The 25,166-nt window shown below is 45.3% G+C and carries 23 protein-coding genes, 2 tRNA genes and 1 rRNA gene; 2 read left to right on the top strand and 24 right to left on the bottom strand.

The features are described 5' to 3' along the window. Window positions 1-108: 108 nt before the first annotated feature. The 20 genes from FOF60_RS00490 to spoIIE all read right to left on the bottom strand — a co-directional run bounded on the left by FOF60_RS00490 (window position 109) and on the right by spoIIE (window position 22,228). Window positions 109-1,658 (bottom strand): 16S ribosomal RNA (locus FOF60_RS00490). A gap of 419 nt (window positions 1,659-2,077) precedes the next feature. Continuing rightward, a complete protein-coding gene (gene lysS, locus FOF60_RS00485; protein ID WP_192473380.1) occupies window positions 2,078-3,562 on the bottom strand; it encodes a lysine--tRNA ligase in 1,485 nt (494 codons plus the stop codon). 211 nt (window positions 3,563-3,773) lie between these two features. Beyond that, window positions 3,774-4,775, bottom strand: a complete 1,002-nt coding sequence (dusB, locus tag FOF60_RS00480) for a tRNA dihydrouridine synthase DusB (RefSeq protein ID WP_192473381.1) — start codon at window positions 4,773-4,775, stop codon at window positions 3,774-3,776. Between the two features lie 35 nt (window positions 4,776-4,810). Continuing rightward, entirely contained in the window at window positions 4,811-5,014 is a 204-nt protein-coding gene (locus tag FOF60_RS00475) for a helix-turn-helix domain-containing protein (RefSeq protein WP_192473382.1), read from the bottom strand. Next, window positions 4,966-5,493: a 2-amino-4-hydroxy-6-hydroxymethyldihydropteridine diphosphokinase gene (folK, locus tag FOF60_RS00470; RefSeq protein WP_192473383.1), complete on the bottom strand. Its 528-nt coding sequence runs from the start codon at window positions 5,491-5,493 to the stop codon at window positions 4,966-4,968. The genes FOF60_RS00475 and folK overlap by 49 nt, the downstream gene beginning before the upstream one ends. A gap of 2 nt (window positions 5,494-5,495) precedes the next feature. Then, a complete protein-coding gene (gene folB / locus FOF60_RS00465; RefSeq protein ID WP_192473384.1) occupies window positions 5,496-5,855 on the bottom strand; it encodes a dihydroneopterin aldolase in 360 nt (119 codons plus the stop codon). Continuing rightward, a complete protein-coding gene (gene folP / locus FOF60_RS00460; RefSeq protein ID WP_192473385.1) occupies window positions 5,848-6,681 on the bottom strand; it encodes a dihydropteroate synthase in 834 nt (277 codons plus the stop codon). The genes folB and folP overlap by 8 nt, the downstream gene beginning before the upstream one ends. After that, window positions 6,678-7,553, bottom strand: coding sequence for an aminodeoxychorismate lyase (pabC, locus tag FOF60_RS00455; RefSeq protein ID WP_192473386.1), 876 nt, complete (start codon window positions 7,551-7,553; stop codon window positions 6,678-6,680). The genes folP and pabC overlap by 4 nt, the downstream gene beginning before the upstream one ends. Next, window positions 7,553-8,143 carry an aminodeoxychorismate/anthranilate synthase component II gene (pabA, locus tag FOF60_RS00450; RefSeq protein ID WP_192473387.1) on the bottom strand — a complete coding sequence of 197 codons (591 nt, stop codon included), beginning with the start codon at window positions 8,141-8,143 and terminating at the stop codon, window positions 7,553-7,555. Before pabA ends, pabC begins: the two co-directional genes overlap by 1 nt. After that, entirely contained in the window at window positions 8,140-9,570 is a 1,431-nt protein-coding gene (locus FOF60_RS00445; protein WP_192473406.1) for an anthranilate synthase component I family protein, read from the bottom strand. Before FOF60_RS00445 ends, pabA begins: the two co-directional genes overlap by 4 nt. A gap of 121 nt (window positions 9,571-9,691) precedes the next feature. After that, a complete protein-coding gene (gene cysK, locus FOF60_RS00440) occupies window positions 9,692-10,618 on the bottom strand; it encodes a cysteine synthase A (RefSeq protein WP_192473388.1) in 927 nt (308 codons plus the stop codon). Between the two features lie 255 nt (window positions 10,619-10,873). Further along, a complete protein-coding gene (locus FOF60_RS00435) occupies window positions 10,874-11,758 on the bottom strand; it encodes a peptidyl-prolyl cis-trans isomerase (protein ID WP_192473389.1) in 885 nt (294 codons plus the stop codon). Between the two features lie 21 nt (window positions 11,759-11,779). Then, window positions 11,780-12,658, bottom strand: a complete 879-nt coding sequence (gene hslO, locus FOF60_RS00430; protein WP_192473390.1) for an Hsp33 family molecular chaperone HslO — start codon at window positions 12,656-12,658, stop codon at window positions 11,780-11,782. Between the two features lie 53 nt (window positions 12,659-12,711). Beyond that, window positions 12,712-13,488 carry a type III pantothenate kinase gene (locus FOF60_RS00425; protein ID WP_192473407.1) on the bottom strand — a complete coding sequence of 259 codons (777 nt, stop codon included), beginning with the start codon at window positions 13,486-13,488 and terminating at the stop codon, window positions 12,712-12,714. Between the two features lie 161 nt (window positions 13,489-13,649). After that, window positions 13,650-15,620, bottom strand: a complete 1,971-nt coding sequence (ftsH, locus tag FOF60_RS00420; RefSeq protein ID WP_192473391.1) for an ATP-dependent zinc metalloprotease FtsH — start codon at window positions 15,618-15,620, stop codon at window positions 13,650-13,652. Between the two features lie 136 nt (window positions 15,621-15,756). Beyond that, the gene (hpt, locus tag FOF60_RS00415) at window positions 15,757-16,296 is read right to left on the bottom strand and encodes a hypoxanthine phosphoribosyltransferase (RefSeq protein WP_264647686.1); all 540 of its coding nucleotides are present in this window, start codon (window positions 16,294-16,296) and stop codon (window positions 15,757-15,759) included. A 27-nt stretch (window positions 16,297-16,323) separates the two neighbouring features. Further along, on the bottom strand, window positions 16,324-17,706 hold the full coding sequence (tilS, locus tag FOF60_RS00410; RefSeq protein ID WP_225650433.1) for a tRNA lysidine(34) synthetase TilS: 1,383 nt from the start codon (window positions 17,704-17,706) through the stop codon (window positions 16,324-16,326). A 177-nt stretch (window positions 17,707-17,883) separates the two neighbouring features. After that, window positions 17,884-18,912: a protein kinase domain-containing protein gene (locus tag FOF60_RS00405; protein ID WP_192473408.1), complete on the bottom strand. Its 1,029-nt coding sequence runs from the start codon at window positions 18,910-18,912 to the stop codon at window positions 17,884-17,886. Further along, complete coding sequence (locus FOF60_RS00400) at window positions 18,881-19,618, bottom strand: vWA domain-containing protein (RefSeq protein WP_192473392.1); 738 nt, start codon at window positions 19,616-19,618, stop codon at window positions 18,881-18,883. Before FOF60_RS00400 ends, FOF60_RS00405 begins: the two co-directional genes overlap by 32 nt. Before the next feature lie 135 nt (window positions 19,619-19,753). Next, the gene (gene spoIIE / locus FOF60_RS00395) at window positions 19,754-22,228 is read right to left on the bottom strand and encodes a stage II sporulation protein E (RefSeq protein ID WP_192473393.1); all 2,475 of its coding nucleotides are present in this window, start codon (window positions 22,226-22,228) and stop codon (window positions 19,754-19,756) included. Window positions 22,229-22,503: 275 nt separating this feature from the next. On the opposite strand from spoIIE, the gene FOF60_RS00390 reads away from it, so the two are divergent. Next, window positions 22,504-22,577: transfer RNA gene (locus FOF60_RS00390), tRNA-Met, on the top strand. Window positions 22,578-22,659: 82 nt separating this feature from the next. Then, window positions 22,660-22,731: transfer RNA gene (locus FOF60_RS00385), tRNA-Glu, on the top strand. A gap of 427 nt (window positions 22,732-23,158) precedes the next feature. On the opposite strand, the gene FOF60_RS00380 is transcribed toward FOF60_RS00385, so the two are convergent. The 4 genes from FOF60_RS00380 to yabP all read right to left on the bottom strand — a co-directional run bounded on the left by FOF60_RS00380 (window position 23,159) and on the right by yabP (window position 25,101). Then, window positions 23,159-23,614, bottom strand: a complete 456-nt coding sequence (locus FOF60_RS00380; RefSeq protein ID WP_192473394.1) for a S1 domain-containing RNA-binding protein — start codon at window positions 23,612-23,614, stop codon at window positions 23,159-23,161. Window positions 23,615-23,688: 74 nt separating this feature from the next. After that, window positions 23,689-24,087 carry an FtsB family cell division protein gene (locus FOF60_RS00375; RefSeq protein WP_192473395.1) on the bottom strand — a complete coding sequence of 133 codons (399 nt, stop codon included), beginning with the start codon at window positions 24,085-24,087 and terminating at the stop codon, window positions 23,689-23,691. A 79-nt stretch (window positions 24,088-24,166) separates the two neighbouring features. Beyond that, on the bottom strand, window positions 24,167-24,802 hold the full coding sequence (gene yabQ / locus FOF60_RS00370) for a spore cortex biosynthesis protein YabQ (RefSeq protein WP_192473396.1): 636 nt from the start codon (window positions 24,800-24,802) through the stop codon (window positions 24,167-24,169). Further along, a complete protein-coding gene (yabP, locus tag FOF60_RS00365) occupies window positions 24,799-25,101 on the bottom strand; it encodes a sporulation protein YabP (RefSeq protein ID WP_192473397.1) in 303 nt (100 codons plus the stop codon). Before yabP ends, yabQ begins: the two co-directional genes overlap by 4 nt. Window positions 25,102-25,166 lie beyond the last annotated feature (65 nt).

Here is a 25,166-nt window from a genome sequence, read left to right as displayed (position 1 = left end):
GAATTGCTCCCTCAAAACTAAACAAACAAGCGTACAACTATGTGGATTACATCCACAGTACGAATCGAAAGATTCGCATTCCGATTGCCATTACGGCAATATCCTTAGAAAGGAGGTGATCCAGCCGCACCTTCCGATACGGCTACCTTGTTACGACTTCACCCCAATCATCTGTCCCACCTTAGGCGGCTGGCTCCAAAAGGTTACCCCACCGACTTCGGGTGTTACAAACTCTCGTGGTGTGACGGGCGGTGTGTACAAGGCCCGGGAACGTATTCACCGCGGCATGCTGATCCGCGATTACTAGCGATTCCGGCTTCATGCAGGCGAGTTGCAGCCTGCAATCCGAACTGAGAATGGATTTATGGGATTGGCTCGACCTCGCGGTTTTGCGGCCCTTTGTTCCATCCATTGTAGCACGTGTGTAGCCCAGGTCATAAGGGGCATGATGATTTGACGTCATCCCCACCTTCCTCCGGTTTGTCACCGGCAGTCACCTTAGAGTGCCCAACTGAATGCTGGCAACTAAGATCAAGGGTTGCGCTCGTTGCGGGACTTAACCCAACATCTCACGACACGAGCTGACGACAACCATGCACCACCTGTCACTCTGTCCCCCGAAGGGGAACGCCCTATCTCTAGGGTTGTCAGAGGATGTCAAGACCTGGTAAGGTTCTTCGCGTTGCTTCGAATTAAACCACATGCTCCACCGCTTGTGCGGGCCCCCGTCAATTCCTTTGAGTTTCAGCCTTGCGGCCGTACTCCCCAGGCGGAGTGCTTAATGCGTTTGCTGCAGCACTAAAGGGCGGAAACCCTCTAACACTTAGCACTCATCGTTTACGGCGTGGACTACCAGGGTATCTAATCCTGTTCGCTCCCCACGCTTTCGCGCCTCAGCGTCAGTTACAGACCAGAGAGCCGCCTTCGCCACTGGTGTTCCTCCACATCTCTACGCATTTCACCGCTACACGTGGAATTCCGCTCTCCTCTTCTGCACTCAAGTTCCCCAGTTTCCAATGACCCTCCCCGGTTGAGCCGGGGGCTTTCACATCAGACTTAAGGAACCGCCTGCGCGCGCTTTACGCCCAATAATTCCGGACAACGCTTGCCACCTACGTATTACCGCGGCTGCTGGCACGTAGTTAGCCGTGGCTTTCTGGTTAGGTACCGTCAAGGTACCGGCAGTTACTCCGGTACTTGTTCTTCCCTAACAACAGAACTTTACGACCCGAAAGCCTTCATCGTTCACGCGGCGTTGCTCCGTCAGACTTTCGTCCATTGCGGAAGATTCCCTACTGCTGCCTCCCGTAGGAGTCTGGGCCGTGTCTCAGTCCCAGTGTGGCCGATCACCCTCTCAGGTCGGCTACGCATCGTTGCCTTGGTGAGCCGTTACCTCACCAACTAGCTAATGCGCCGCGGGCCCATCTGTAAGTGACAGCCGAAACCGTCTTTCAGCTTTCCCTCATGTGAGGGAAAGGATTATCCGGTATTAGCTCCGGTTTCCCGAAGTTATCCCAGTCTTACAGGCAGGTTGCCCACGTGTTACTCACCCGTCCGCCGCTGATCTTCAAAAGCAAGCTAATGAAGATCCGCTCGACTTGCATGTATTAGGCACGCCGCCAGCGTTCGTCCTGAGCCAGGATCAAACTCTCCAAAAAAGAGTTATGAGTTAGCTCATAAGTTAAAACGTTGGCTCATGTTCTTATAGAAGAAACATGATCATTTATTGTTTGTTGACGCTTGTTTGTTTAGTTTTCAAAGAGCAATTTGTTTGCTGCTCCGTAAGAAGCAACTCTTATATATTATCAGGTTCAAAACCCGATGTCAATAAGTTTTTTTAATTTCTTTGTTGCTAACTAAGTAGCTCGTAGCAACAGATATAAATATAGCACCTTTATTCTGCAATAGCAATATCTTTTTGCTATTTTTATTCATCGAATTAAAAGAAAGACAATTCATATTTCTGTGGTCAAATCTTTCTCTGAAAGTCTACTTGTTTTAGCGTGACAGCAAACCAAATATAGCTTAAAAAAAGAAAAGGCAAACTGCCTGCGCCGTTTGCCTTTTCTTCTATCTATTAACGGTGACGCATCAACGGGAATAATAGTACGTCCCTGATGGATGGTGAATTAGTCAGGAGCATAACGAGTCGGTCGATCCCGATTCCAAGTCCGCCTGTTGGAGGCATACCGTATTCCAATGCTTCGATGAAATCATCGTCCATTTCGTGTGCTTCATCATTACCTTGTTCTTTTTCTTTTAGCTGTGCTTCAAAACGCTCTCTTTGATCGATCGGATCATTAAGCTCGGTAAATGCGTTCGCATGTTCCCTGGCAACGATGAACAATTCGAAGCGGTCTGTGAAGCGTGAGTCTTCGTCATTCTTTTTAGCCAAAGGAGAAATATCAACTGGATGCCCGTAAATGAATGTTGGCTGGATCAGGTGCTCTTCTACTTTTTGCTCGAAGAATTCATTGACGATGTGGCCATACTGCATATGTTCAGTGATTTCCACTCCATGCTCTTTCGCAAGCGCACGAGCTCCTTCTGTGCTCATTTGCGGCCAGAAGTCCACTCCTGTATGTTCCTTGATCGCATCTACCATGTGGACTCTTTTCCACTCTGGCTTAAGATCGATCTCATATTCGCCATACTGAATAGTTGTTGTTCCAAGAACATCCTGAGCGATGTACGCTACCATGTTCTCAGTAAGGGACATGATGTCTCTCCAGTCAGCATATGCTTCATAAAGCTCCAGCATCGTGAATTCCGGGTTATGTCTTGTCGATACGCCTTCATTACGGAATACACGGCCGATTTCATATACTTTTTCAAGGCCGCCGACGATCAGGCGCTTCAAGTGAAGCTCGATTGCGATTCGCATGTATAGCTGCATATCGAGCGCATTATGATGCGTGATGAATGGACGAGCTGAAGCTCCGCCGGCAATGGAGTGCATTAATGGCGTTTCTACTTCTAGGTATCCTTGTCCATCCAGATAGCGGCGCATAGACTGGATGATGCGGCTGCGGTTGATGAAAGTTGTTTTGCTGTCATTGCTGGTTATCAGGTCAAGATAACGCTGGCGATATCGCTGCTCGACATCCTTCAGCCCGTGGAACTTCTCAGGCAGCGGGCGAAGCGCCTTCGTCAAGAACACAAAGTCTTGTGCTTTGATTGAAAGCTCGCCAACCTTAGTTTTGAAAAGTGTTCCTTCGACACCGATAATGTCACCGAGGTCAGCAGAATCAAATACTTCATATTGTTCTTCACCGACTGCATCCTGGCGGACATAAATCTGGATCTGGCCATTCAGGTCCTGGATATGTGCGAAGCCTGCTTTTCCTTTTCCGCGCTTTGTCATGATCCGTCCAGCTATTTTGACCGATACATTCTTTGCTTCAATCTCTTCTTTTTCTAATTCACCGTATTCGCTAATCAGCTCATCAGTAAGATGGGTGCGTTCAAATCTTTTACCGAAAGGATCCATGCCCTTTTCACGCAATGAACTCATTTTGTCTCTTCTGACTCTGAGCTGGTCATTCAATTCTTCATGACTCATATCGCTTTCACTCCAATATATATAATTGATTTATTATGTAATCCTGATTATGTTTGGTGGATACTTTTATTATTTTACACAAACAAACGTATTCAGACATTAAAAATCTCTTTTTTCATGCCTAAATAGAATAAAAACTGCCAGTTTGACCACTGGCAGTTACTTTTAAGGATAAAGGTATTATAGGAAAAGTGACGGTTAATGTCAATTTTTATCCAGCCTGGTGTGCTATTTGCTCTTTTGCTTCCGCTTCATCCGCAAAGTTTTTCAGCAGGCTGACAAGCTCGTCTCTTGTTGAGCATTCATTAATCCCGTTACGGACAGTTGCGTTTCCGCGGATACCCTTTAGGTACCATGCTGCATGCTTGCGCATTTCACGGACAGCAATATGTTCATTCTTCAAAGCAATCAGGCGGTCAAGGTGCAGGATGCTGACGTCGATTTTTTCACGTGCACTTGGTTCCCCCATTAGTTCGCCTGTTTCCAGATATTTTACCGTACGGTAGATCATCCATGGGTTTCCAAGAGCAGCTCGGCCGATCATGACTCCATCTGCACCTGTCTCATCAAGCATTCTCCTAGCATCCTGAGGAGTCTGGACATCTCCGTTGCCGATTACCGGAATGTTTACTGCTTGCTTCACGTCACGGATAATATCCCAGTTCGCAGTTCCTTCATACATCTGTATACGTGTACGGCCGTGAAGGGCTACTGCCTTTCCGCCTGCCCGTTCTACAGCTCGGGCATTCTCGATGGCGAAAATATGTTCGTCATCCCAGCCCATGCGCATTTTTACTGTAACTGGCTTCTCAACTGCATCTACCACAGCTGATACCATTTCATAGATTTTGTTTGGGTCGAGCAGCCATTTCGCACCTGCATCACATTTCGTGATTTTTGGTACCGGACAGCCCATGTTGATATCAATGATATCGGCATTCGTATTTTTGTCCACATATTCCGCAGCCTGAACAAGCATTTCCTTTTCACCGCCAAAAATCTGCAGGCTGAGCGGCTTTTCCCGTTCATCTATATATAACATGTCGAGTGTTCTATTGTTTTGAGAAACAATCCCTTTGTCGCTGACCATTTCGGCACAGACTAGCCCCGCGCCGAATTCTTTTACGGTCAAACGGAACGCTGAGTTGCAGATGCCAGCCATTGGCGCAAGGACGACTTGGTTTTTCATTTCGATATCGCCAATCTTGAGCATGCTCTGCCTCCTTTTAATTTATCAATATATCAAACCTATTGCGGTGTTAGTTCATCTATTTCGACACCCAGGAATTCTGCGATTTTAACAATCAGCCTTTCATCAGGCAACCTGTTGCCGCGTTCAATTTCTCCAAGGATGGAAACCGATACACCCAGCTCTTTAGCGAAGGTTTCCTGTGTAAAACCCTTCAGCTTTCGATAAGCGCGAATACGTCTTCCCCATTTTTCTGCTTCCATATCCGTACTCCTTCTCTATCCGGTATACTTAGTAGATATTTTTTCAGCGGCTCCTTCATGGTCGGGAGCGTGAGATTTGGGTCCATATCAAGCAATGGAAGGATTACAAATGCGCGTTCGCTCATCCGAGGGTGCGGTATTGTAAGCTTCTCTGTTTCAATATTTTCGTGATTGTACAGCAAAATGTCAAGGTCCAAAGTTCTCGGTCCCCATTTTACTTCCCTTTTTCTCCCAAGTTTCAGTTCGATCTCAAGGCATGTATCGAGAAGTTCGACAGGTGAAAGGCTTGTCTCTACTTGGATTGCCATGTTTAAAAATTGGCCCTGGTCCGTGAAACCTACCGGATCTGTTTCATAGACAGAAGAAGTATTTACCACTGAGATCTGCTCATGGCTTTCCAGGAGGATGATGGCCTGTGTCAAATATCCGAACCGGTCACCCATATTGGAGCCTAGGGCAATATATGCTTTGTTTTCCACTGTCATCGACTCCTTGTGATTTCAACTGCGACGGATTTATAGTGTCCCGGGATCGGCGGGTCTGGCTTGATGACCTTTACATGGCAGGCCTCTACAAGTGAAAAGCGCTCCAGGATGGTGCCTGCGATTTTCTCAGCAATGGCTTCTACTAGCTTGAATGGTTTGCCTTCCACTATTTCTTTACAGGCCTGGTATAACTCTGCGTAATTGATGGAATGCTCAAGCTCATCGCTTTTTCCCGCTTTCGAAAGATCCAGTTCCACCATCAGGTCCACTGCAAAACGCTGGCCCAGTCTTGTTTCTTCAGGAAAAACGCCGTGGTAGCCGTAAAACTCCATTTGATTGACATATATTTTATCCACGATATTCACCCTTTCCCATCATCGCATCCATCATTTTTGCCATGCGCGACATTTCTTTTACATCATGAATCCTGACGATCTGGCAGCCCTTCTGGATTCCATAACAAACGGTCGCGCCTGTACCCTCTGTACGTTCCGACACCGGTAAATCAAGCACGCCTCCGATCATTGATTTTTTCGATGTGCCTAGCAGTACGGGATATCCCAAGGACACAAGCGTATCAAGGTGATGCATCATCTCAAGGTTTTCCCTGAGGTCTTTCGCAAAGCCGATACCCGGGTCCAGGATGATTTGGTCATCGTTGACGCCTGCTTTTTTCGCAATCATGATGCTTTCATACAAGTCATTTAACACGTCACGGATGAAGTTCGAGTAATTGCGGTCATTTCGATTGTGCATCAGGATGATCGGAACTCCGGTTTCTGCCGCGACATCGGCAATCTCCGGGTCTTCCTTCGCTCCCCAGATATCGTTGATAATGGCTGCACCAGCATCGACAGCACTTTTGGCTACCTTCGATTTATAAGTGTCTATGGAAATCGGAACCTGGACTTCCTTAGAAATGGCTTCAATCGCAGGCACTACCCTGCTGATCTCCTCCTCATCGGAAATCCGTTCATGCCCAGGCCTAGTCGACTCGCCGCCGATATCAAGAATATCCGCTCCATCGGAAATCATCTGCCTGGCATGTGCGACAGCATGATCAAGGTGATTGTATTTTCCGCCGTCCGAAAAAGAATCCGGAGTGACATTCAATATTCCCATGATCAACGTTTTATCTGTAAAGTCGAGTGTATATGGACCGGCTTTTATCACGGTATTCATGTTTGAACTCCTCCATCCAATTGTGTTCTGCTCGTTAACGTTTCCCGGCAAGCTGAGTATTCGGCAAATAGAAGATTCGCCAGCTCCCCTGATTTCCCAGGAAAGCTTTTACCTGAAAAATCTGTGACAGGAACGATTTCCTGAATCGAGTTAGTCAGGAAGATTTCCTGAGCTTCTTCCGCTTCTTCCTTTTTGTAAAAGCCTTCACGAACCTCGATGCCTGCGTTGCGGGCAAGCGCAATGACGAACCTGCGGGTAATCCCATTTAAAATCCCGGTTTCGACTGCAGGCGTGAAAAGAATGCCATCCCTGTACCAGAAAATATTCGAGACAATTCCTTCCGCTAAAAAGCCTTCACTTGTCAGGAAGATTCCTTCTGTACCCATGTCAGGGCCTGCCTCACGCTTGGCCAGGACATTGTTAAGATAATGGTGTGACTTCAGCCGCTCTGTTCCCTCGGGTGTGTTACGCCTCAATTCCAGCAGCACAGCTTTTTTTTCACTCATACTCCCAGGTTGCGGCAGCGGCTTCGCAAAAACAATCACGTTAGGCTCCAGGTAGCTTTCTGTCTGCAAGCCTATTTCGCCAATTCCAGCTGAAACGTTGAAACGGATATAGGCATCCTTAAGGTTATTTTTAGCTAGTATGCCTTCGAGGATCTTAGCACTTTCCTCGCCAGTAAATTCAGCTTCGATATTCAAAACACGAAGACTGGCATTCAGCCGCTCCAAATGGTCATCAAGCAAAAAGGGGTGGCCATTGTAGATCCTGAAAGTTTCAAAGACGCCTAACCCATATAAGAAGCCATGGTCAAAAGGAGAAATGACGGCCACTTCCTTTTTAACGAAACTGCCATTCATGTATACGAACATTATAAACTTACTTCCCTGGCAGTCTTGTAATGAGCAATGAAATTGCGCAGCAGCTGCTTCCCTGGTGTCGTTAAAATGGATTCCGGATGGAATTGGACACCTTCAACAGGCAGCGTTTTGTGGCGGATTGCCATGATCTCTCCTTCTTCCGTCCAAGCCGAGACCTCGAGACAATCGGGAAGTGTTTCTTTTTTTACGATGAGTGAATGGTAGCGTGCCGCAGGAAATGGATTCTCAAGTCCTTCAAAAATTGTCTTTTCGTCATGATAGACCATAGAGGTTTTCCCATGCATAAGCCGCTCCGCACGGACCACGTCACCGCCGAATACCTGAGCAATTGACTGATGACCCAGGCAGACACCAAAGATCGGTGTTTTACCTGAAAAATTCTTGATTGCCTCCAGGCTGATGCCTGCTTCATTCGGGCTGCACGGCCCTGGTGAGATCATCAAGAACTGGGGATCAAGTTCGGCAATTCCCCTGATGGACGTCTGGTCGTTGCGGATGACTTTAAGCTCTTCGCCCATTTCACCCAAATACTGAACGAGATTATATGTGAATGAATCATAATTATCGATCATCAAAATCATGCTTTACCCTCCGCAAGCTCTTTCGCCTTCCAAAGAGCAATTGCTTTCTTTAAGGATTCTTTGTATTCATTGGCAGGGATCGAGTCGATCACGACACCTGCTCCTGCCTGGACATGCGCCATCCCATCCTTGACCAGCATTGTCCGGATGATAATGTTCAGTTCCATATTGCCGTTAAAACCGAACCAGCCGAGCGATCCAGTATAAGGTCCGCGTCTCACCGGCTCAAGTTCTTCAATGATTTCCATTGTCCTTACCTTCGGGGCTCCGGTAATCGTACCGCCTGGGAAGGTCGCATTGACAACATCGAACCATGTTTCGCCTTCAGCCAGCTCTCCCCTGACATTGGAGACAATATGCATGACATGCGAGTATTTTTCAATGACCATGAACTCATTGACCTCGACCGTGCCGTATTTGCAGACCCTGCCAAGATCATTCCTTTCAAGGTCGACAAGCATGACGTGTTCGGCACGCTCTTTTTCATTGTTGATCAGCTCATTGGCTAGCTGTAAGTCCTCTTCGTCTGTCCTGCCCCGCGATCTCGTGCCGGCAATCGGCCTTGTACTGACCTCCGACCCTTTTACTTTTGCTAAAAGTTCGGGCGAACCACTGACGAGCTGGAAATCTTGCGTATGAAGATAACCCATATAAGGAGATGGGTTCAACCTGCGCAACTGCCTATACACTTCCAGAGCTTCCGTTTCGATTGGTTTTGACTGTCTTACGGATAGATTCACCTGGAAGACGTCCCCTTGCGCAATGTATTGCTGCACCTTCTCTACTGCCTCGATAAACTCGGATTCATCCATGGATACTTGCAGCTCATCTGCAGCTGGCTTTTTTTCAGCGAGAACTTCTGGTACATCGGCCTCCCACTGCGCCAACCATTCTGAAAGCCTGTCCTCTGTCTGTTTTTCCTGGCCTTTTTCCGTCAGGGCCATCAGCCAAAGCTCATCTGTCTTATGGTCAAAAACAAACCAGTCCTTGAATAGCTGGAAATAGACCTCCGGGATTCCGGAATCATCCTTGGCGAGTGCGGGAAGCTTTTCGATATAGCGCGCATAATCATAGCTCAGGTAGCCGATCGCACCGCCCTGGAAATCTGGCAAACCTTCTACTTCAGGCACATGATACATTTCCATTTGATTTTTCATGATTTCAAGAGGATTTCCCTCAAGAATGTTTGAAGAACCATCCTTTGTGATCGTCAGTTGATTATTTTTTCCCGAAAAAACAATCCAGGGATCGAATGCAGCGATACTGTAGCGCCCGCCCCTACCGCTTTCGAGGATGATATGCTCTTTATATTGTTGTGCAATATGGTCGTATTGATGAAAAAAACGTGAAGCTGTATAAGGAATCGTTTTTGATTGAATGCAATAGTGCGGCAAGCTTTTCACTCCTATTTTTTTCTCTTTATCCATCATACATGATGAAGGGCGCGCTTTCATTTTTAAAATGATGGTTTTTTAGATAAATTGTCATTTTAGTTTTTCCCAGCATAAAAAAAAGAGCCAAGCTTTATCAGCCTGCCTCTTCATCTGACTATTCTTCAAATTGGTAAAGCGGGGTGCTCAGGTAGCGTTCTCCGTTACTCGGGATCACTGCCAGCACCTTTTTGCCTTTGCCCAGCTTTTTCGCTGTTTCAAGTGCTGCATAGATGGCTGCACCTGATGATATTCCGCCAAGGATTCCTGCTTCTTTTGCGGCACGTCGGGCATAGTCAAATGCCTGCTCATTTTCAACCTTGATGATTTCATCATACACGTCTGTATCAAGTACTCCAGGAACGAACCCTGCACCAATTCCCTGGATCTTGTGTGGTCCTGGTTTTCCGCCGGATAATACCGGGGAATCCGTTGGCTCAACTGCAATTATCTTGATATTCTTGTATTTTTCCCGAAGGACTTTTCCTGCTCCTGTAATTGTTCCGCCAGTGCCGATACCAGAGATGAAGGCATCCAGCTGATCACCCATCTGCTCGACAATTTCTGGTCCGGTTGTTCTTTCATGGATAGAAGGGTTTGCTTCATTCTCGAACTGTTGCGGCATGAAGTAGTCATTTTCCTTTGCCAGCTCCGCCGCTTTGCGGATAGCACCGCCCATACCTTCTGGTCCAGGAGTCAACACAAGTTCCGCGCCATAGGCACGCAAAAGATTCCTGCGCTCCATGCTCATCGTTTCTGGCATGACGAGGATCGCTTTGTAACCTTTAGCTGCAGCCACCATAGCAAGACCGATGCCTGTATTGCCGCTTGTTGGTTCGATGATCGTATCTCCTTGCTTCAGGGCTCCCTTTGCCTCAGCATCCTCAATCATTGCCAATGCGATACGATCCTTGACACTGCTTCCCGGGTTCATGTATTCAAGCTTTAAATATACTTCTGCACTTTGGTCATCACCAAGTCCGTTCAGCTTCACAATTGGTGTCTGGCCGATCAGCTCTGTAATTGAATTTGCAATGCGTACCAAATTACCCACCCCTTTAATCCGACTATTTTAATTGGTTTTATTAAAATTTACCAGTACTTTAAGTCTATGTCAATCAGTATGCTTCGACAAAAACCGAAATCAGCCTTTTGCCTAGAATCTTTTCGTACACTATGTCGCTTTCACAATCAGCCTGCTCGATTCAATCGAAAAGAGCACTATCCTTTTTAAACTAACCTTTTTTGAATATCCCTAAACAAGAAAAGCACCGGTGACTTAAACCCAGTGCTTCCTTCCTTATTTCTTTTCGCTATTGCCATAAAACCAGCTGACTTCTGCATCATTCCAGAAAGCCCGGGCAGAAACAGGGATATCCATTTGTTCGAGGGCTATTTGCCTGCGAATCTGGTTTTCAACTTCGTTGTAGGCATATTTCTTTCCTTCAAGTTTTTCATGAAGAAAAACAATGACATAGCCATTCTCCACTTTTACAGGTCCTGTCCACTCTCCGGATTTCAGCATTTTTGCTGCACCAATTATCTCCGGGGAAACAAGCTCATCTTCTGCAGTAACAAAGCCGATATCACCGCCTGCATTAGCCGAAAACTCATCGATCGACCTCTCCATTGCGAGTGCAGCGAAGCTGGAGCCATTCTTCAGCTCCTTCACCGCTGAATCAGCCTCTTCTTTTGTTTCAACGACTATTTGTGACAGATGGTAAGATGCAGGGATATCAAATAGACTTTTATTTTGTTCGTAAAAGGACTTCATATCCTCTTCCGATACTTTAACATCCCTTGTTAGAATTTCTTCGAGCAGCAGACTGTATTTAATCTGCTGTTTCCATTTCTCTTCAGTTTTTGGTTCGTTACCAGTGGTGGAATACAGTGCCTTATAAATAGTCAATTCGCGTTCGACAGCCTCATCAGACAACTTAACATCATATTTCTCAGCCATTTGATTGACTACTTCCTGGTCGATCATGTCCCTTAACGTATCTTGGCCGTATCGTTCTTCAAGCTCCGTGAGCCATTCCTGGCGGGAAATCGACTCATTGCCAATTTCCGCGACTGATTCTTTGTTTCCTTCAAGGATTGCAGGCTTGGCTAGCAGCATCACAAGAGTTATTGCGTTCAAAATGGCTAACCCGGCAATAATGTACCAAAGCTGCTTCTTTTCCACTTCTCTTCCCCCAGATATCGCTTATTTTGCTTCTTTCTCTATCTCTTCCAATTCTTCTTTTGTGAACATGTATTTCTCATTGCAGAAATGGCAGTGCGCTTCTGCCTGCCCTTCTGTCTCTATCATATCACGGATTTCATCTGAACCAAGGCTGATCAAGGCATTGCTGAATCGATCCTTGGAGCAATTGCATTCAAAATTCACCGGCATTGTATCAAGGACTTTTACATTCTCTTTGCCAAGCAATTCTTCCAGCAACTCTTCAGGAGATAGTCCTTTTTCAATCAGCTTCGAAACTGGCGGAATAGACTGCAATCGCTGTTCGATTGCTGTGATTGTTTCTTCTGTTGTCCCTGGCATCAGCTGGATTATGAATCCTCCCGCTGCTTTAATCGAGTTATCTGGATTAACCAGTACACCGACTCCAACTGAAGAATTGACCTGTTCGGAAGTTGCAAAGTAATATGTGAAGTCCTCTCCTAGCTCACCAGATACAATCGGCACCTGTCCTGTAAAATAGTCGCGCAAGCCCAAATCCTTCACAACCGTAAGCGTTCCATCCGTACCGACACCTTGTCTTACATCAAGCTTGCCGTGCTCATTTAAATCGAAGTGGACATGAGGGTTTGATACATAGCCCCTTACCTGCCCTTTGGCATTGCTGTCCACAAGAATGAGCCCAAGCGGACCTCCGCCTTCAATTTTGATTGTCATTTTATCTTCGCCCTTGAGCATCGCACCCATCATTACCCCGGCTGTCATTGTCCGGCCAAGTGCGGCAGAGGCTACCGGCCATGTATAATGGCGGCGCTGTGCCTCCCCAACTGTTTCCGTGGTTTTTGCTGCGTACGCTCTGACTTGACCGTCAAAAGCAAGTGCTCTTACTAAATAATCGCTCATTTTTTTACTCCCTTCGTGCTGTAAAGTTGTATGCGTCCTCTTTGTAAGGAAGCTTAATTGTTTTTTTCAATATTGCGCTTATAGATAAGCTGAAGTCCCTTTAACGTCAAAAATGGATCGACAGCATCAATTACATTCGATTCCTGGGCGATCAGGTTTGCCAGTCCGCCTGTCGCGATCACTTTTGGAGGGACTTTGCTCTTATCTTTCATCCGTTTAACTATTCCCTCTACTTGTCCAACATATCCATATAGAATGCCAGCTTGCATGGCCGAAACGGTGTTTTTTCCAACTACGTCATCAGGTCTGCTGATCTCAATTCGCGGGAGCTTCGCTGCCCTTGAATAGAGGGCCTCAGTAGAGATGCCTATCCCCGGCGCAATCGCTCCGCCCATATATTGATTATGCTCATTGATGTAGCAGTAGGTTGTAGCAGTGCCAAAGTCGACAATGACCAGCGGGCTTCCATATTCATGGATGGCTGCGACAGCATTGACAATCCGGTCCGCCCCGACTTCCCTTGGATTTTCATATTTAATGTCCAGCCCTGTCTTAATGCCTGGACCGACGACCAATGGCTTGAGGTGGAAATATTTCTGGCACATCCGCTCTAGTGAGAACATGATCGGCGGCACGACGGACGATATAATGATTCCATCTATATCTGAAAAAGAAAGGTCGACATGGTCAAACAGATTTTTGACGATCATGCCAAATTCATCTTCCGTTCTATGACGGTTCGTCTCTATTCTCCAATGGTGCTTCAACTCTTCTTTATCATATACACCTAACACGATATTTGTATTCCCGACGTCAAAAACAAAAATCAAGTTATTCACCAACTTATTAATAGTTTTCTGGATCAATACTGAAAATATCATATCATAATCGCCAGGAATTCACTAAATAAAGTAAACCACTAGAAAAGCGCAAGCACCTTGTCAACAGAAAACAAACAGGTGCCCCGCTAAGAGCACCTGCTTCATACGTTCTATTCTTTTGGATTTTCGTCAATAGCCTTTGGATCATCGATGACTGAGTCAACTTTCTTATCAGTCTCTTCGATTGCCGGCATCTCATCTTTTTTCTTATTGATCGTTACTTTCATGTCGTCATTTTCGACACTGACTTTGCGGTCAGGCAGACGGCCATGGTCGATCAAATGCTTGATTTGTTCTGCATCAAGAGTTTCAACATCTAATAATGTGTTCGCAATGATATCAAGCTTTTCACGATGCTCTGTCAGCAGGTTTTTCGCTCTTGCATAGCAATCCTTGATAATCGTCTGGATTTCAAGGTCGATTTCATAAGCGATCTTGTCTGAGTAGTTCTGTTCATTGTTCAAGTCACGGCCTAAGAATACCTGGCCCTGTGCCTGACCGAACTGTAACGGACCAAGCTTATCACTCATACCGAATTCAGTAACCATTCTTCTCGCAATGCCTGTCGCACGCTGGAAGTCATTGTGTGCACCGGTGCTTACTTCGCCAAAGACGATTTCTTCGGCAACACGGCCGCCAAGGAGGCCAGTGATTTTATCAAGAAGTTCCGGTTTGGTCATGAAGTAACGGTCTTCCTTTGGAAGCATGACAGCATAGCCGCCGGCCTGCCCGCGAGGAACAATCGTTACCTTGTGGACCATTTCCGCTTCATCAAGGACAACCCCGATGACGGTATGGCCAGCTTCATGGAACGCAACAATATTTCTTTCTTTCTTGGAGATGACACGAGTCTTTTTGGCAGGACCAGCTATGACGCGGTCTGTTGCTTCATCCAGATCTTCCATGTCTATCTTCTTCTTATCTCTCCTTGCTGCAACAAGCGCAGCTTCGTTCAATAAGTTTTCTAAATCCGCACCAGAGAAACCTGGAGTACGGGCAGCAATACTTTTTAAGTTAACGGACTCATCCAACGGTTTGTTTCTAGCATGTACCTTCAATACAGCTTCACGGCCTGTTACATCAGGACGGTCAACTGTGATTTGGCGGTCAAAACGCCCTGGACGCAGCAATGCCGGGTCAAGGATATCAGGTCGGTTCGTCGCGGCAACGATGATGATCCCCTCGTTGGCACCGAATCCATCCATTTCAACTAGCAATTGGTTAAGTGTCTGTTCACGCTCATCATGCCCTCCGCCGAGACCAGCGCCACGCTGGCGGCCGACTGCATCAATTTCATCTATGAATATGATACATGGAGCATTCTTTTTTGCAGTTTCGAATAAATCACGTACACGTGAAGCACCGACACCAACAAACATTTCTACGAAGTCGGAACCACTGATTGAGAAAAATGGCACTCCAGCTTCCCCTGCAACAGCACGAGCAAGCAAAGTTTTACCTGTACCTGGAGGTCCTACCAAAAGGATCCCTTTTGGAATACGTGCCCCAAGATCAGCAAATTTGCGAGGGTCCTTCAAGAATTCAACAACCTCAACAAGCTCTTGCTTTTCTTCGTCTGCACCCGCGACATCCTTGAAGCGGACTTTCTTCTTTTCTTCATTATAAAGCTTCGCTTTGCTTTTCCCGAAGTTCATGACACGGCTTCCGCCGCCCTGAGCCTGGTTCAGCAAGAAGAAGAACAGAATGAAAATGATGATAAATGGAATGATCGACGTAAAGAAGGTCACCCATCCGCTTGTTTCTTTAGCAGGCAGGATTTCGACATTTGCGTCGGCTGCCGCCTGTTCGATTCTGTTAAGAGTTTCTGGATTGTTCCAGACATAGGTGATGAAGCCTTTGCCTTCCTCCTGGCCTTTCATCTGGCCTCTTACCTCATACACACCACGTTCAGGCTGAAGCGTCAGTTTACCGTCAACATTGCCTGCCTCTAGTTCCTGCATGAATTTATCGTAAGAGATTGGTTCAGTTGGCTGGTTATTGCCGTTAAAGAAACTCACAACTCCGATAATGACTAAAAATATCAATAAATAAAAGATGGTATTACGGAAGATCCGATTCATCCCTTACCTCCTCCCACGGTAGACAAACTATACTAAATAGTATCATAGCAAATTATGCTAATACAAGAAATTAACATTCAGAATATTTGCTTCTTAATTAAAATGTTGAATTTCATTCACTAAATCGCAACCGTTTTTATTTTGAGTAAACTTCTGGCTTAAGGATGCCGATATACGGCAGATTGCGATATTTTTCCGCGTAATCGAGACCATATCCGACAACAAACTCATCAGGAACGATGAACCCAACATAGTCAGCAGTTATATCAGCCTTTCTTCCTGTTGGTTTATCAAGCAGAGTGACGATTTTAATTGATTTTGCCTTGCGGTACCTGAATAGCTCAACCAGATAGCTTAGGGTTAAACCGCTGTCGATGATGTCCTCGATGATCAGGATATCCCTTCCCTCTACGGAAGTATCGAGGTCCTTTAGGATTTTTACCTCTCCGGAAGATACCATGGCATTTCCATAGCTGGAAACATCCATGAAATCCATCTCAAGATACACATCCATGCGCTTTAGCAGGTCTCCCATGAATGGCATGGCACCTTTTAAAACACCGATTGCCAATGGAAAGCGGTCCTTGTACTCATCTGTTAATTGAGCCGCCAGCTGCCTTGTCTTTTCCTGGATTTCCTCTTCTGTAAATAATACCTTTTCAATATCATTTTTCATCATGATCCTTGTGCCCCCTGGAAGATATCAATACTTTATATAAGTTAATAGTAATAACCTGTTTCCTTCTGTTGCTTCACTGTTCGATTTTTTCAGCCCTGGAAGCCAAAGGATCCTGCCTTCACTGTCTGTCACAATCGGCCACTCATCTCTTTGGTCCAAGGGAATTTTCATATCGATGAAAATATCCTTTACCTTCCTTGAACCCTTCATCCCCTTCAATGACATCCTGTCTCCATTTTGCCTCGTCCGGATAATCAGCGGAATTCCTGCCTGCTCCAGGTCAACGATGAAGCAATCATTGGAAAACTCTCTGCCATGAGCACCATTGAGCAATTGGGCATCAATGACATCACCATTCGGCAAAATCAGCTGACCGGGACCTGATAATTCGAAACGATAGCTTTGCCTTTCTGGCGGATTCAATTCAAAGTGGCAATTTCCATACGATCGTATAATTCTTAAACCGCCGGGGAAATCAAGAGTACCAGATGGATGGGGATTGCGAATTATTGAAAAAATCTTTTCAATATGTATAGCGGAAAGAGAAGCAGGTCGATCATTGTAAAGATAATTTAATATTAGTTTAATCCCTCTTCTTTGTAAAGGCATTGGCATTTCCTGAAAAGAACGGATACTAATACTTATCTTTTTGTCCTCTTTCATCATTACTTTATTCAATTCTTCGCTTGTTAATTCAATAAGATACTCTTCATCCATCCGAAGTTCCTCGGAGAAACGCTGGAAGTGCTCATGGACCGCCGGATTCTCTTCTTTTAAAAAAGGGAGAACTGTTTTCCTGAATCGGTTCCTGCTATAGTATGCCTTTTCATTGCTGGGATCGATTCTTGGCTCCAATAAATTCTCAGAGCAATATTCTTCTAGCTCCTCTTTTGCCAGGCATAAAAATGGCCTGAAAATGGTGAATGGACCGAATTCCCGCGTAAAAGGCATTCCTGCCCTGGCTTTCCCGGAACTTCCCCTGGTCAGCCTCATCAGTACCGTTTCTACCTGGTCATCGCCATGATGGCCCAATGCAAGATACTGAAGATGATGCTTTTCCATTACTTGTTCAAAAAAAGCGTATCGGCATGCACGGGCAGCCTGTTGGGAGCTTAGCCCTGTCTCGCCCATATAGGAAGGTACATCGATTCTTTTCATCTCGAAGGGGATACCCCGTTTTTCACAAAAACCTTTAACAAACAAGGCATCCTGATAAGACTCTTCGCCTCGGAACATATGGTCCACATGGACAGCTACGATCTTCAGGGAGTTCCTCTCCCGCAGCCCGGCTAAAAAGTGGAGCAAGGCGAGCGAGTCCGGACCTCCAGAAACACCCACTGCAATTGACTTGTTATTCAGCTGAAAACCATGCTTTTCAAGAAAGGCATTTACCTTTGTATCAATCATCTTGTTCTTCCTTACTAGTATTGCCGGTTTAAGACTATACCCATGCCGGCAAACCATTAATCTTCTTATAACACAGGTTTGTTATTTTTCCAGCTTAACACTTGCAGCCATCATTTTTCAAAAAACATAGCTTAATCCCTTATGTACGGACGAGACGGGCAAAGGTTTCAAAAAATCTCAGGTAATTTGGCTATAAATATAGAAAAAATATAACAAAGAGATCACCAAAATGATGGTGACTGTTTCAAGCGCCGAGGATTTATTCTTTTTCTTGCTGGATCCCATTCGTGTTTGCCGGCCAGCTGGGTTTGAATTCACACTCGATGGGTTTGCCTTTATATGCGATTGTGCTTTTGGCTGTGGCGGTGCCTTATGCTGCCGGGTACTTTTTTTCGGTTCGGAAGCTGGCTGATGGACCTGCATCAGCTCTGTCCTCATCTCCCTGGCAGAATGATAGTTGCCTGCAAGGGCGTTATAGATTACCTTTTCATAGATTTTCAATTCCCGGCTTTGTTTTACCTTATCCATAATTTCGTTTATACCGCCAGACTTCTTCGTAAATCTTTTTGGATAGACGGTGTTCACCATGATCATCCCGACAGCGAACAAATCATAGCCTGGGTCTGCCTTTCTGCTGCCAAGACCCCAATAGCCCCGGTCATAGAATTCTGTGAACTCTTTTATCGCGCGTCCTTGCATTGTCGTACCGCCGACATCTATGCAGCGGATTCTTGCCGGTGGTCCAGTCACAATCAAATTTTCCGGCTTCAGATCGCCAAATACCCAGCCGTTTTCATGGAGCAGCTGCAAATCAGCAAGCAGCTGAAGGATCATCACGCCGGTCCAGTCCGGCCCTTTTTGCTGCAGGAAAGCCAGGAAATCAGGTCCCTTAATGAATTCCATCACATAAAAGCTCACTCTTTTACCCGGACGTTCCCAATCATCCACATCCAGCAAAGAAGGTCCGAGGGCAGATCCCTGGACCTTGGCAAAAGATTTCAACACATTGACCTCAGAAGTGATCGACATTCCATTGTCACTCATTTTCAATGCGACTTGTTTGTTATTGTACCTTGCGAGATAGACAATCCCATTCGCTCCAAAACCAAGCTCTTTTATGATTGTATATCGGTTGTGATGCCATTTCCCTTCGATGATCGTACCAGGAATGACTTTACACAGATTCTTCAAAGAAGGATTCATCATCACCGGACAATAGGCTCCTTAAAGATCGTTTTTTATTAAAATGGGAAAGTGCCTCGCGAATGGCAGGGCCTGTTGGCGTAATTCCTCCAGTTGTCAGCTTGGAGAAAATGCTCGTGAGTGACTCAAGCTTCGGAGTCCAATCCAGTAACTTTTCGACATCTTTTCGTTTCCCGGGAAATACAAACACTGAAAAACGGTTATCCCCTGACCTTGCATTCAGGCTTAAACTCAAGTCCAGCAAGGCTTCTTTTACTGTGGGCAGCTTGTGCTTCATGCTTGCACTTGTATCGACAAGAATCAACACATCGAGCTCGACGGTTTCCCCAAGCTCATCTACAACCTCCATTACCTCACCGCGCTGCTCTGGCGGTAGGTCTTCCACTGTCCGGCCGCCGCCAAGGATTTGCTGCAGTTCCTTGTTCACTACCCCTTGAAGTGTCTGGGTCATCGCTTTCCTTGTCACCATCTGGACAGTCTGCGATAATTGCTGCGCGTACACAATCTGGCTGACACCGCCGCCAGACAAAGCAATTCCCTCGATTTCTGTCATGCCCTGTTCATCTATAACATCCTGTTCCATCACACCAATGACATTGACCGTAATCCCTTGCTCCTTGGCCAATGCCGCCATTGCAATCGGATCTTCACCCTGGTTCGAGCAGCCATCCGTAATGAGCAATATTTGCCTGATTGTACCTGTTTTCATGCAATCCCCTCACTTCCAGGCTCTATTTTTTACAATCTAGTAAAAGAAAGAAGCCTATAATAAATTTGTTACCATTTTCGACGAAGGTGAGGGGTTTTATACATAAAGGACGAGCAGTTGCAGCAAAATAAACTGTTAAGCTCTTTTTTGATAATTGGTCACTGGTATGGATGCCCACTTCGGGATATTGTGGTCTATCTTTGCGACTACTACTGTCATATCATCTTCAATTGAACCATCGCGAGAACGGATGACTTCCTCCATGATCAAGTCGGCGATCGCCTGCGGGTCTTCTGTCTGGAGCTCATTGATTTTCCGTTTCATCCATAAATCATAATTCTCGACATGCTTTGGCCCTTCGAATACACCATCGCTCATCATGACCAGCAAGTCGCCCGCTTTAAGCTGTTCACTAACTACATCTACCTCAAATTCCTGCAATATCCCCATCGGCAGATTGCTCGCCTGGATTTTCATTACCTTTCCGCCGCGTTTGATAAAGCTCGGCGTCGAACCGATTTTCAAGAAACGGGCTGATGCATTTTGCAGATCGACCATGACCAAATCCAGGGTAGAGAACATTTCATCAGTTGTTCTTAATGATAAAATCGAGTTCACGGACTTAATCGCTACTTTTTCCTCAATTCCAGATTGCAGGATTTGCTGCAGCAATAATAAAGTGTCACGGCTTTCGGAATGAGCCCTTTCCCCATTGCCCATTCCATCACTGATGGCGATCGCATACTTCCCGCCGCTCAGCTCAATGGTGGAATAACTGTCTCCTGATATAAGGTCTCCATCCTTGGCCGCATGTGCCACCCCTGTTGATACCGTATAGGCCTTGGCAGACCGGAATGTCACATGACAATAACCATTCGGGAATGTTGAGCATTCTTCTGAATTGACCACGATATTCTCTTTCAGGATATCCGAAAGCATAGGTGCAATTAACTTTTCGCATTCGCCATGCCCCTGGCAATATGGAATCGTCATGTCAATGTCCACATTTCCTTGTTCCAAACTGTAGATTTCCACATGCTCGATATGGATGCCGAAGTCCTGGAGGGCCTCCAGAATTTGTTCTTCCTGCTTTGAGTGGTTTTCACGCTCACGCTGGATTTCCTTGGCGAAATCCCCCATGACTTCCGAAACGCCAAGCAATTGGTCCGCCACGAGGCGCCTGCTTTCCTGTACCTGTTTCTTAAGCTTTTTGTTTGCTTGATAATAGGTTAGCTGCTGCTGCATGATTTCCATGACCTTTTTCGACCTGGTGCAATGTTTGTCCCACTCGCGCGAAAGTTTTTGCGGTACGGCGCCAGAATTTTGATCCATCTCCTGCATAATCTCGCTCATATAGTCATAGGTTGTATTAAAGTTCCTTGTCCAGCAATGGTCTTTCTTGAAGCATGTCTGGCATGTTTTTTCTGTGACATTGCTCAAGAAATAATCCATATCGCGGTCCGTTTCAAGTGTTTCATCCTGCACCTGCAGAGTAGTAAAGCTTTTCGACAGAGCTTCAAATACATTTGAGAATTGGACGACACGCTGTGCTGTTACATCTCTCATTTTTCTCATATACTGCTGCTGTTCGGCTGAATACTCCGCCGTTCCCGGAATATGCTTGGCGATTTTTGACGTTAGCGATTGCGGCGTCAGGAAAAATAGCAGGACTGCTGCTGCCGATTCGGTCAGCGTCTGGCTTAGCGCGCCTCCGCCTTCACCATACATACCGATCAACAAGGTGGCGATGAAAAGACCAAGTGCAACTCCCGGCTTCTTTCCTTCTTTCAGCAAGCCGCCAAGCAATCCTGAAAAAGCCAGAAGGCTCATATGGTAAAAACTAGACACATTTGCGAGACTGAAGATCAGTCCAGTAACGACCCCGACTGTAGAACCTACTGTGGCTCCAGCAACAAATGAAAAAATGAGGACTAAATAACGGGACATTATGTGTTCTACCGACAAATCATAGACTGTCCATCCAATTGTTCCTGTCATCACTGAAGCTAGCATGATGATCAAACAGACAATCTCCTCCGTTTTCAATGACTGCTTACGCTTGCTGGCTGTCATCAATGGAATGCTTTGCATGAAAATGAATGTCAACACCAGACCTAAACCGGCTTCGACTCCAGTCATCATTCCCTCATACATAGTGATATTTCCTGACAAAATAAGAGCTTTTAACATTTTGGCTATTAAAATAGTGAAAAATATATAAAGCGGAAGGACTTTCATAGAATTCTTGACCCACTTTGCCGTCAGCTTATAGAGCAGTAAAAATAAAAATATTGAAGCGAAGGTGAAGACGGCGTCAGTAAATGACAAAGTCGCAGCTCCGGCTACCAAACCAAAAAGCGCAATAGGCGCCCGGTCTTTCCGGATCAGATACACAGCCGCGAAAAATGGAAGGCTAAAAGGGGTTAACTTTGCCAGTATCAAGGCACGGCCAAGCAAAAATCCAATGATCAAGAAAATATAGCCTTTTTTCAGGAAAAGGTTTTCAATTTTGGATTGCAGCTTCGACATGCCTTTTGCAAACCTGAATCGTGATTCCTCAAGATGAACTTCACCGATCGGTTCCATCATGTTCCTTTCTACCTTTTGCATTGAATACACTCCCCGTTTTTTTATCGTTGCTGATTATTATAAAAGGGAGTCATCCAGAAGTTTGTCAAAAATAAGGACAAGCATGAAAGTTTCGTTCGACGCATTTCCCCGAAAATAATGCAATTCCTCGAAATAGCACGGAATATTTTAACCTTGATGCCAAACACCGCTAAAATTTACCTTTTACTATTTTTTCTTTTATTTTAAAAATCCATTGACACTATTTTAATATCTATGTATTATATTTCTTGTGCCTCAAAACACATTAACAATATGGCGGTGTAGCTCAGCTGGCTAGAGCGTACGGTTCATACCCGTAAGGTCGGGGGTTCGATCCCCTCCGCCGCTACTTATAAAAGCGCAGGCGACTGCTTAGCTCTGACAAGCGACTCGAGGAGCTAGGCGCTGAAGCTGGACAATATTAATAATATGGCCCCTTGGTCAAGCGGTTAAGACACCGCCCTTTCACGGCGGTAACACGGGTTCGAATCCCGTAGGGGTCATCATTGTACGAAAACCTCGTTCCTTTATGGAGCGAGGTTTTTTGTTTATATTCGGGTTATCGAAATACAGTGCTTTTGCTTTTGCTTTTGTTTTTGTTTACTCCCGCACCATTTTTTGGGCAATGAAGATACTTTTCTTTTACCCAAATCGTTTCCCGCACTGCTTTTCGGGCAATGAAGAGACTTTTCTTTTACCCAAATCGTCTCCCGCACTGTTTTTCGGGCAATGAAGAGACTTTTCTTTTACCCAAATCGTTTCCCGCACCGTTTTTCGGGCAATGAAGAGACTTTTCTTTTACCCAAAATCACTTCCACAGCATTTTTTCGGCAATGAAGCCCTAGAACAAAACAAAAAGACAAGCCCTGTAAAAGACTTGTCTTGGTATAGCATGATTCCTGCTATTATATATATTCACTTAGCAGCAAGTTACCCTCTTCTAGCTCCTCTTCCTCCGCGCTTGGATTCAGTAGCACGTTTTAGAGTGGACAGGCGGTCTTCACTGTCCTTCAAGAATTTCGCCATTTTTGATTCGAAATTTTCAGGACGGGCATTGCGGTTGTCGTTTCCTCTTCCGCCTCCGCCTCCGCGTGGACGCTGCGAGTAAGGTCTTGATTCAGATCTTTCTGGTCTTGCAGGTCGTTCAGGTCTATCAACAGCCTTCTTGATAGATAAACCGATTTTTCCATCTTTCTCAACATTGATAACCTTTACTTCAACCTGGTCGCCAACTTTCAGGTGGTCATTGATATCCTTGACATAGTTGTCTGCAACCTCACTGATGTGAACAAGTCCTGTTGAGCCACCCGGCAGCTCGACGAACGCCCCGAAATTTGTAATACCTGTTACCTTTCCCTGTAACTTGCTGCCTACTTCGATTGACATAAAAAAGTTTTGCCTCCTTAAAGATATAAAAAATCAAACTTACATTATATTATACAGAATATGAAAAAAGAGTGTCAATAAGGCGAATCTTGGGAGTCCTTTTTCTCTTTAGGAAGGTTGAAGATGATTTCATTCTTTTCAGACAGGAAATATTCCTTGCGGGCAAGCTTTGCTATGTATTCATCATCGTTTAATTTGACAATTTCCTCATCCAGGATTTCCTGCTGTTTTTCAAGGCTTGCTAATTTTTGTTCTAGCTGTTCCTTTTCCGCCTGCTTCTTTTCGAGGGCTGCAGACTGGGAAATGAAGGTGGAGATCATCAAATAAGAAATGACCGATGCGAATAGGGCAAAGACTGCGAGGCGCCTGAAAAGCAGTTTTCGCTTTCTGCTTTCTGCAATCCCGGCTTTTTCTCGCTGTTGTACATATTGATTTTCAATCTTGGCTATGCTTTTTTTCCTGATGGCACTCATTCCCCGCAGTCCTCCTTATATATTTTTTACTGTTGATTCCGTTCAACAAGACATTGACTAACAATTGCTTTTATACGGCCTACTTTTTTAACTTCTTTATCCATTTTATCGGCTTAGTAAAATAATTCTTTACTATAATTAGAAATCCTGCCAATTTATTATATAACTTCTCGACGCTTTTTTTAACTGTTTTCGGCAAAAGTTTCCAAAAAAGCAGGAAAATCATCTTAATCGGCTTCCAAATTAAGTTATTGAGCAGCCATAGCAAAACGGCAAGAAGCCATTTTAAAAGAGAATAAAGGCCTCTTCCCGTCAAAAGCAATAGTGACAGTGCGGTGGCGGCCAAAAAATGGAGAGGCCTGACCACAAGCATCCTGACAGCCTTCACCATGAATACATATACATTGATCGTATAGGTGATAGCCCGTTCCAGCATCTTCAGATAGAGTTTCTTGAATAGACTCTGATAGGCCGCAAAGCCGCATAATAACGCAAGGAAGATATAAAAACGCAATTCTCCCATATTCACTGAAAATAATACATAGAAAATCGACAGACCCTGGAATACCCAGAATAGAATGTCGTTGATGAAGACAATCCAGGATTTTCGTTTAGACCTTTTCAGAAACCGATTATGCGTATCAAGTGAAGCTCCGAATAGACTGCCCATCCAGATCATGGCGAGCATGGTCAAAAATTGGGTCGAAAGCGTCATCGGAATAACTTGCTAAAGAAGCCTTTAGCCTTCTCCCCATGCTGGTCATCAAGATAGACCAGGTCAAAGATTTTCCCTTTGATCGACACAATCCCCTTGTCCACGTCCAGATTCTTCATTTGGAGATTCTGGCCCTTGATCGCAAGGAAGCCCATGACTGTCTCTAATAAAAACTCTTCATTATCGAAGCTTTCAACCTGCTTTACTCCAGTGATATCCAGTGTCCGTCTGCCTCTCATCACTAAATCGTGGTCTGGCACATTGCTTTTTGTCTGATTCGTTTCATAATATTGGCTCATTAATATCCCTCACAATCATAATGCACTTTTGTACATGTTTATGATTGAATAAGGGAGAATAGAAC

Origin of the sequence: Mesobacillus jeotgali, assembly GCF_014856545.2 — a bacterium.
GTDB lineage: Bacteria > Bacillota > Bacilli > Bacillales > Cytobacillaceae > Mesobacillus.
Note: the sequence above shows the minus strand (reverse complement) of the source record. Positions and strands in the feature narration are given on the sequence as shown.

Coding starts and splice junctions, on each gene's coding strand:
- lysS (WP_192473380.1), bottom strand. CDS start 3,562: ATGAGTCATGAAGAATTGAATGACCAGCTCAGAGTCAGAAGAGACAAA.
- dusB (WP_192473381.1), bottom strand. CDS start 4,775: ATGCTCAAGATTGGCGATATCGAAATGAAAAACCAAGTCGTCCTTGCG.
- FOF60_RS00475 (WP_192473382.1), bottom strand. CDS start 5,014: ATGGAAGCAGAAAAATGGGGAAGACGTATTCGCGCTTATCGAAAGCTG.
- folP (WP_192473385.1), bottom strand. CDS start 6,681: ATGAATACCGTGATAAAAGCCGGTCCATATACACTCGACTTTACAGAT.
- pabC (WP_192473386.1), bottom strand. CDS start 7,553: ATGTTCGTATACATGAATGGCAGTTTCGTTAAAAAGGAAGTGGCCGTC.
- pabA (WP_192473387.1), bottom strand. CDS start 8,143: ATGATTTTGATGATCGATAATTATGATTCATTCACATATAATCTCGTT.
- FOF60_RS00445 (WP_192473406.1), bottom strand. CDS start 9,570: ATGGATAAAGAGAAAAAAATAGGAGTGAAAAGCTTGCCGCACTATTGC.
- hslO (WP_192473390.1), bottom strand. CDS start 12,658: ATGAGCGATTATTTAGTAAGAGCACTTGCTTTTGACGGTCAAGTCAGA.
- ftsH (WP_192473391.1), bottom strand. CDS start 15,620: ATGAATCGGATCTTCCGTAATACCATCTTTTATTTATTGATATTTTTA.
- hpt (WP_264647686.1), bottom strand. CDS start 16,296: ATGAAAAATGATATTGAAAAGGTATTATTTACAGAAGAGGAAATCCAG.
- tilS (WP_225650433.1), bottom strand. CDS start 17,706: ATGATTGATACAAAGGTAAATGCCTTTCTTGAAAAGCATGGTTTTCAG.
- FOF60_RS00405 (WP_192473408.1), bottom strand. CDS start 18,912: ATGATGAATCCTTCTTTGAAGAATCTGTGTAAAGTCATTCCTGGTACG.
- FOF60_RS00400 (WP_192473392.1), bottom strand. CDS start 19,618: ATGAAAACAGGTACAATCAGGCAAATATTGCTCATTACGGATGGCTGC.
- spoIIE (WP_192473393.1), bottom strand. CDS start 22,228: ATGCAAAAGGTAGAAAGGAACATGATGGAACCGATCGGTGAAGTTCAT.
- FOF60_RS00380 (WP_192473394.1), bottom strand. CDS start 23,614: ATGTCAATCGAAGTAGGCAGCAAGTTACAGGGAAAGGTAACAGGTATT.
- FOF60_RS00375 (WP_192473395.1), bottom strand. CDS start 24,087: ATGAGTGCCATCAGGAAAAAAAGCATAGCCAAGATTGAAAATCAATAT.
- yabQ (WP_192473396.1), bottom strand. CDS start 24,802: ATGACGCTTTCGACCCAATTTTTGACCATGCTCGCCATGATCTGGATG.
- yabP (WP_192473397.1), bottom strand. CDS start 25,101: ATGAGCCAATATTATGAAACGAATCAGACAAAAAGCAATGTGCCAGAC.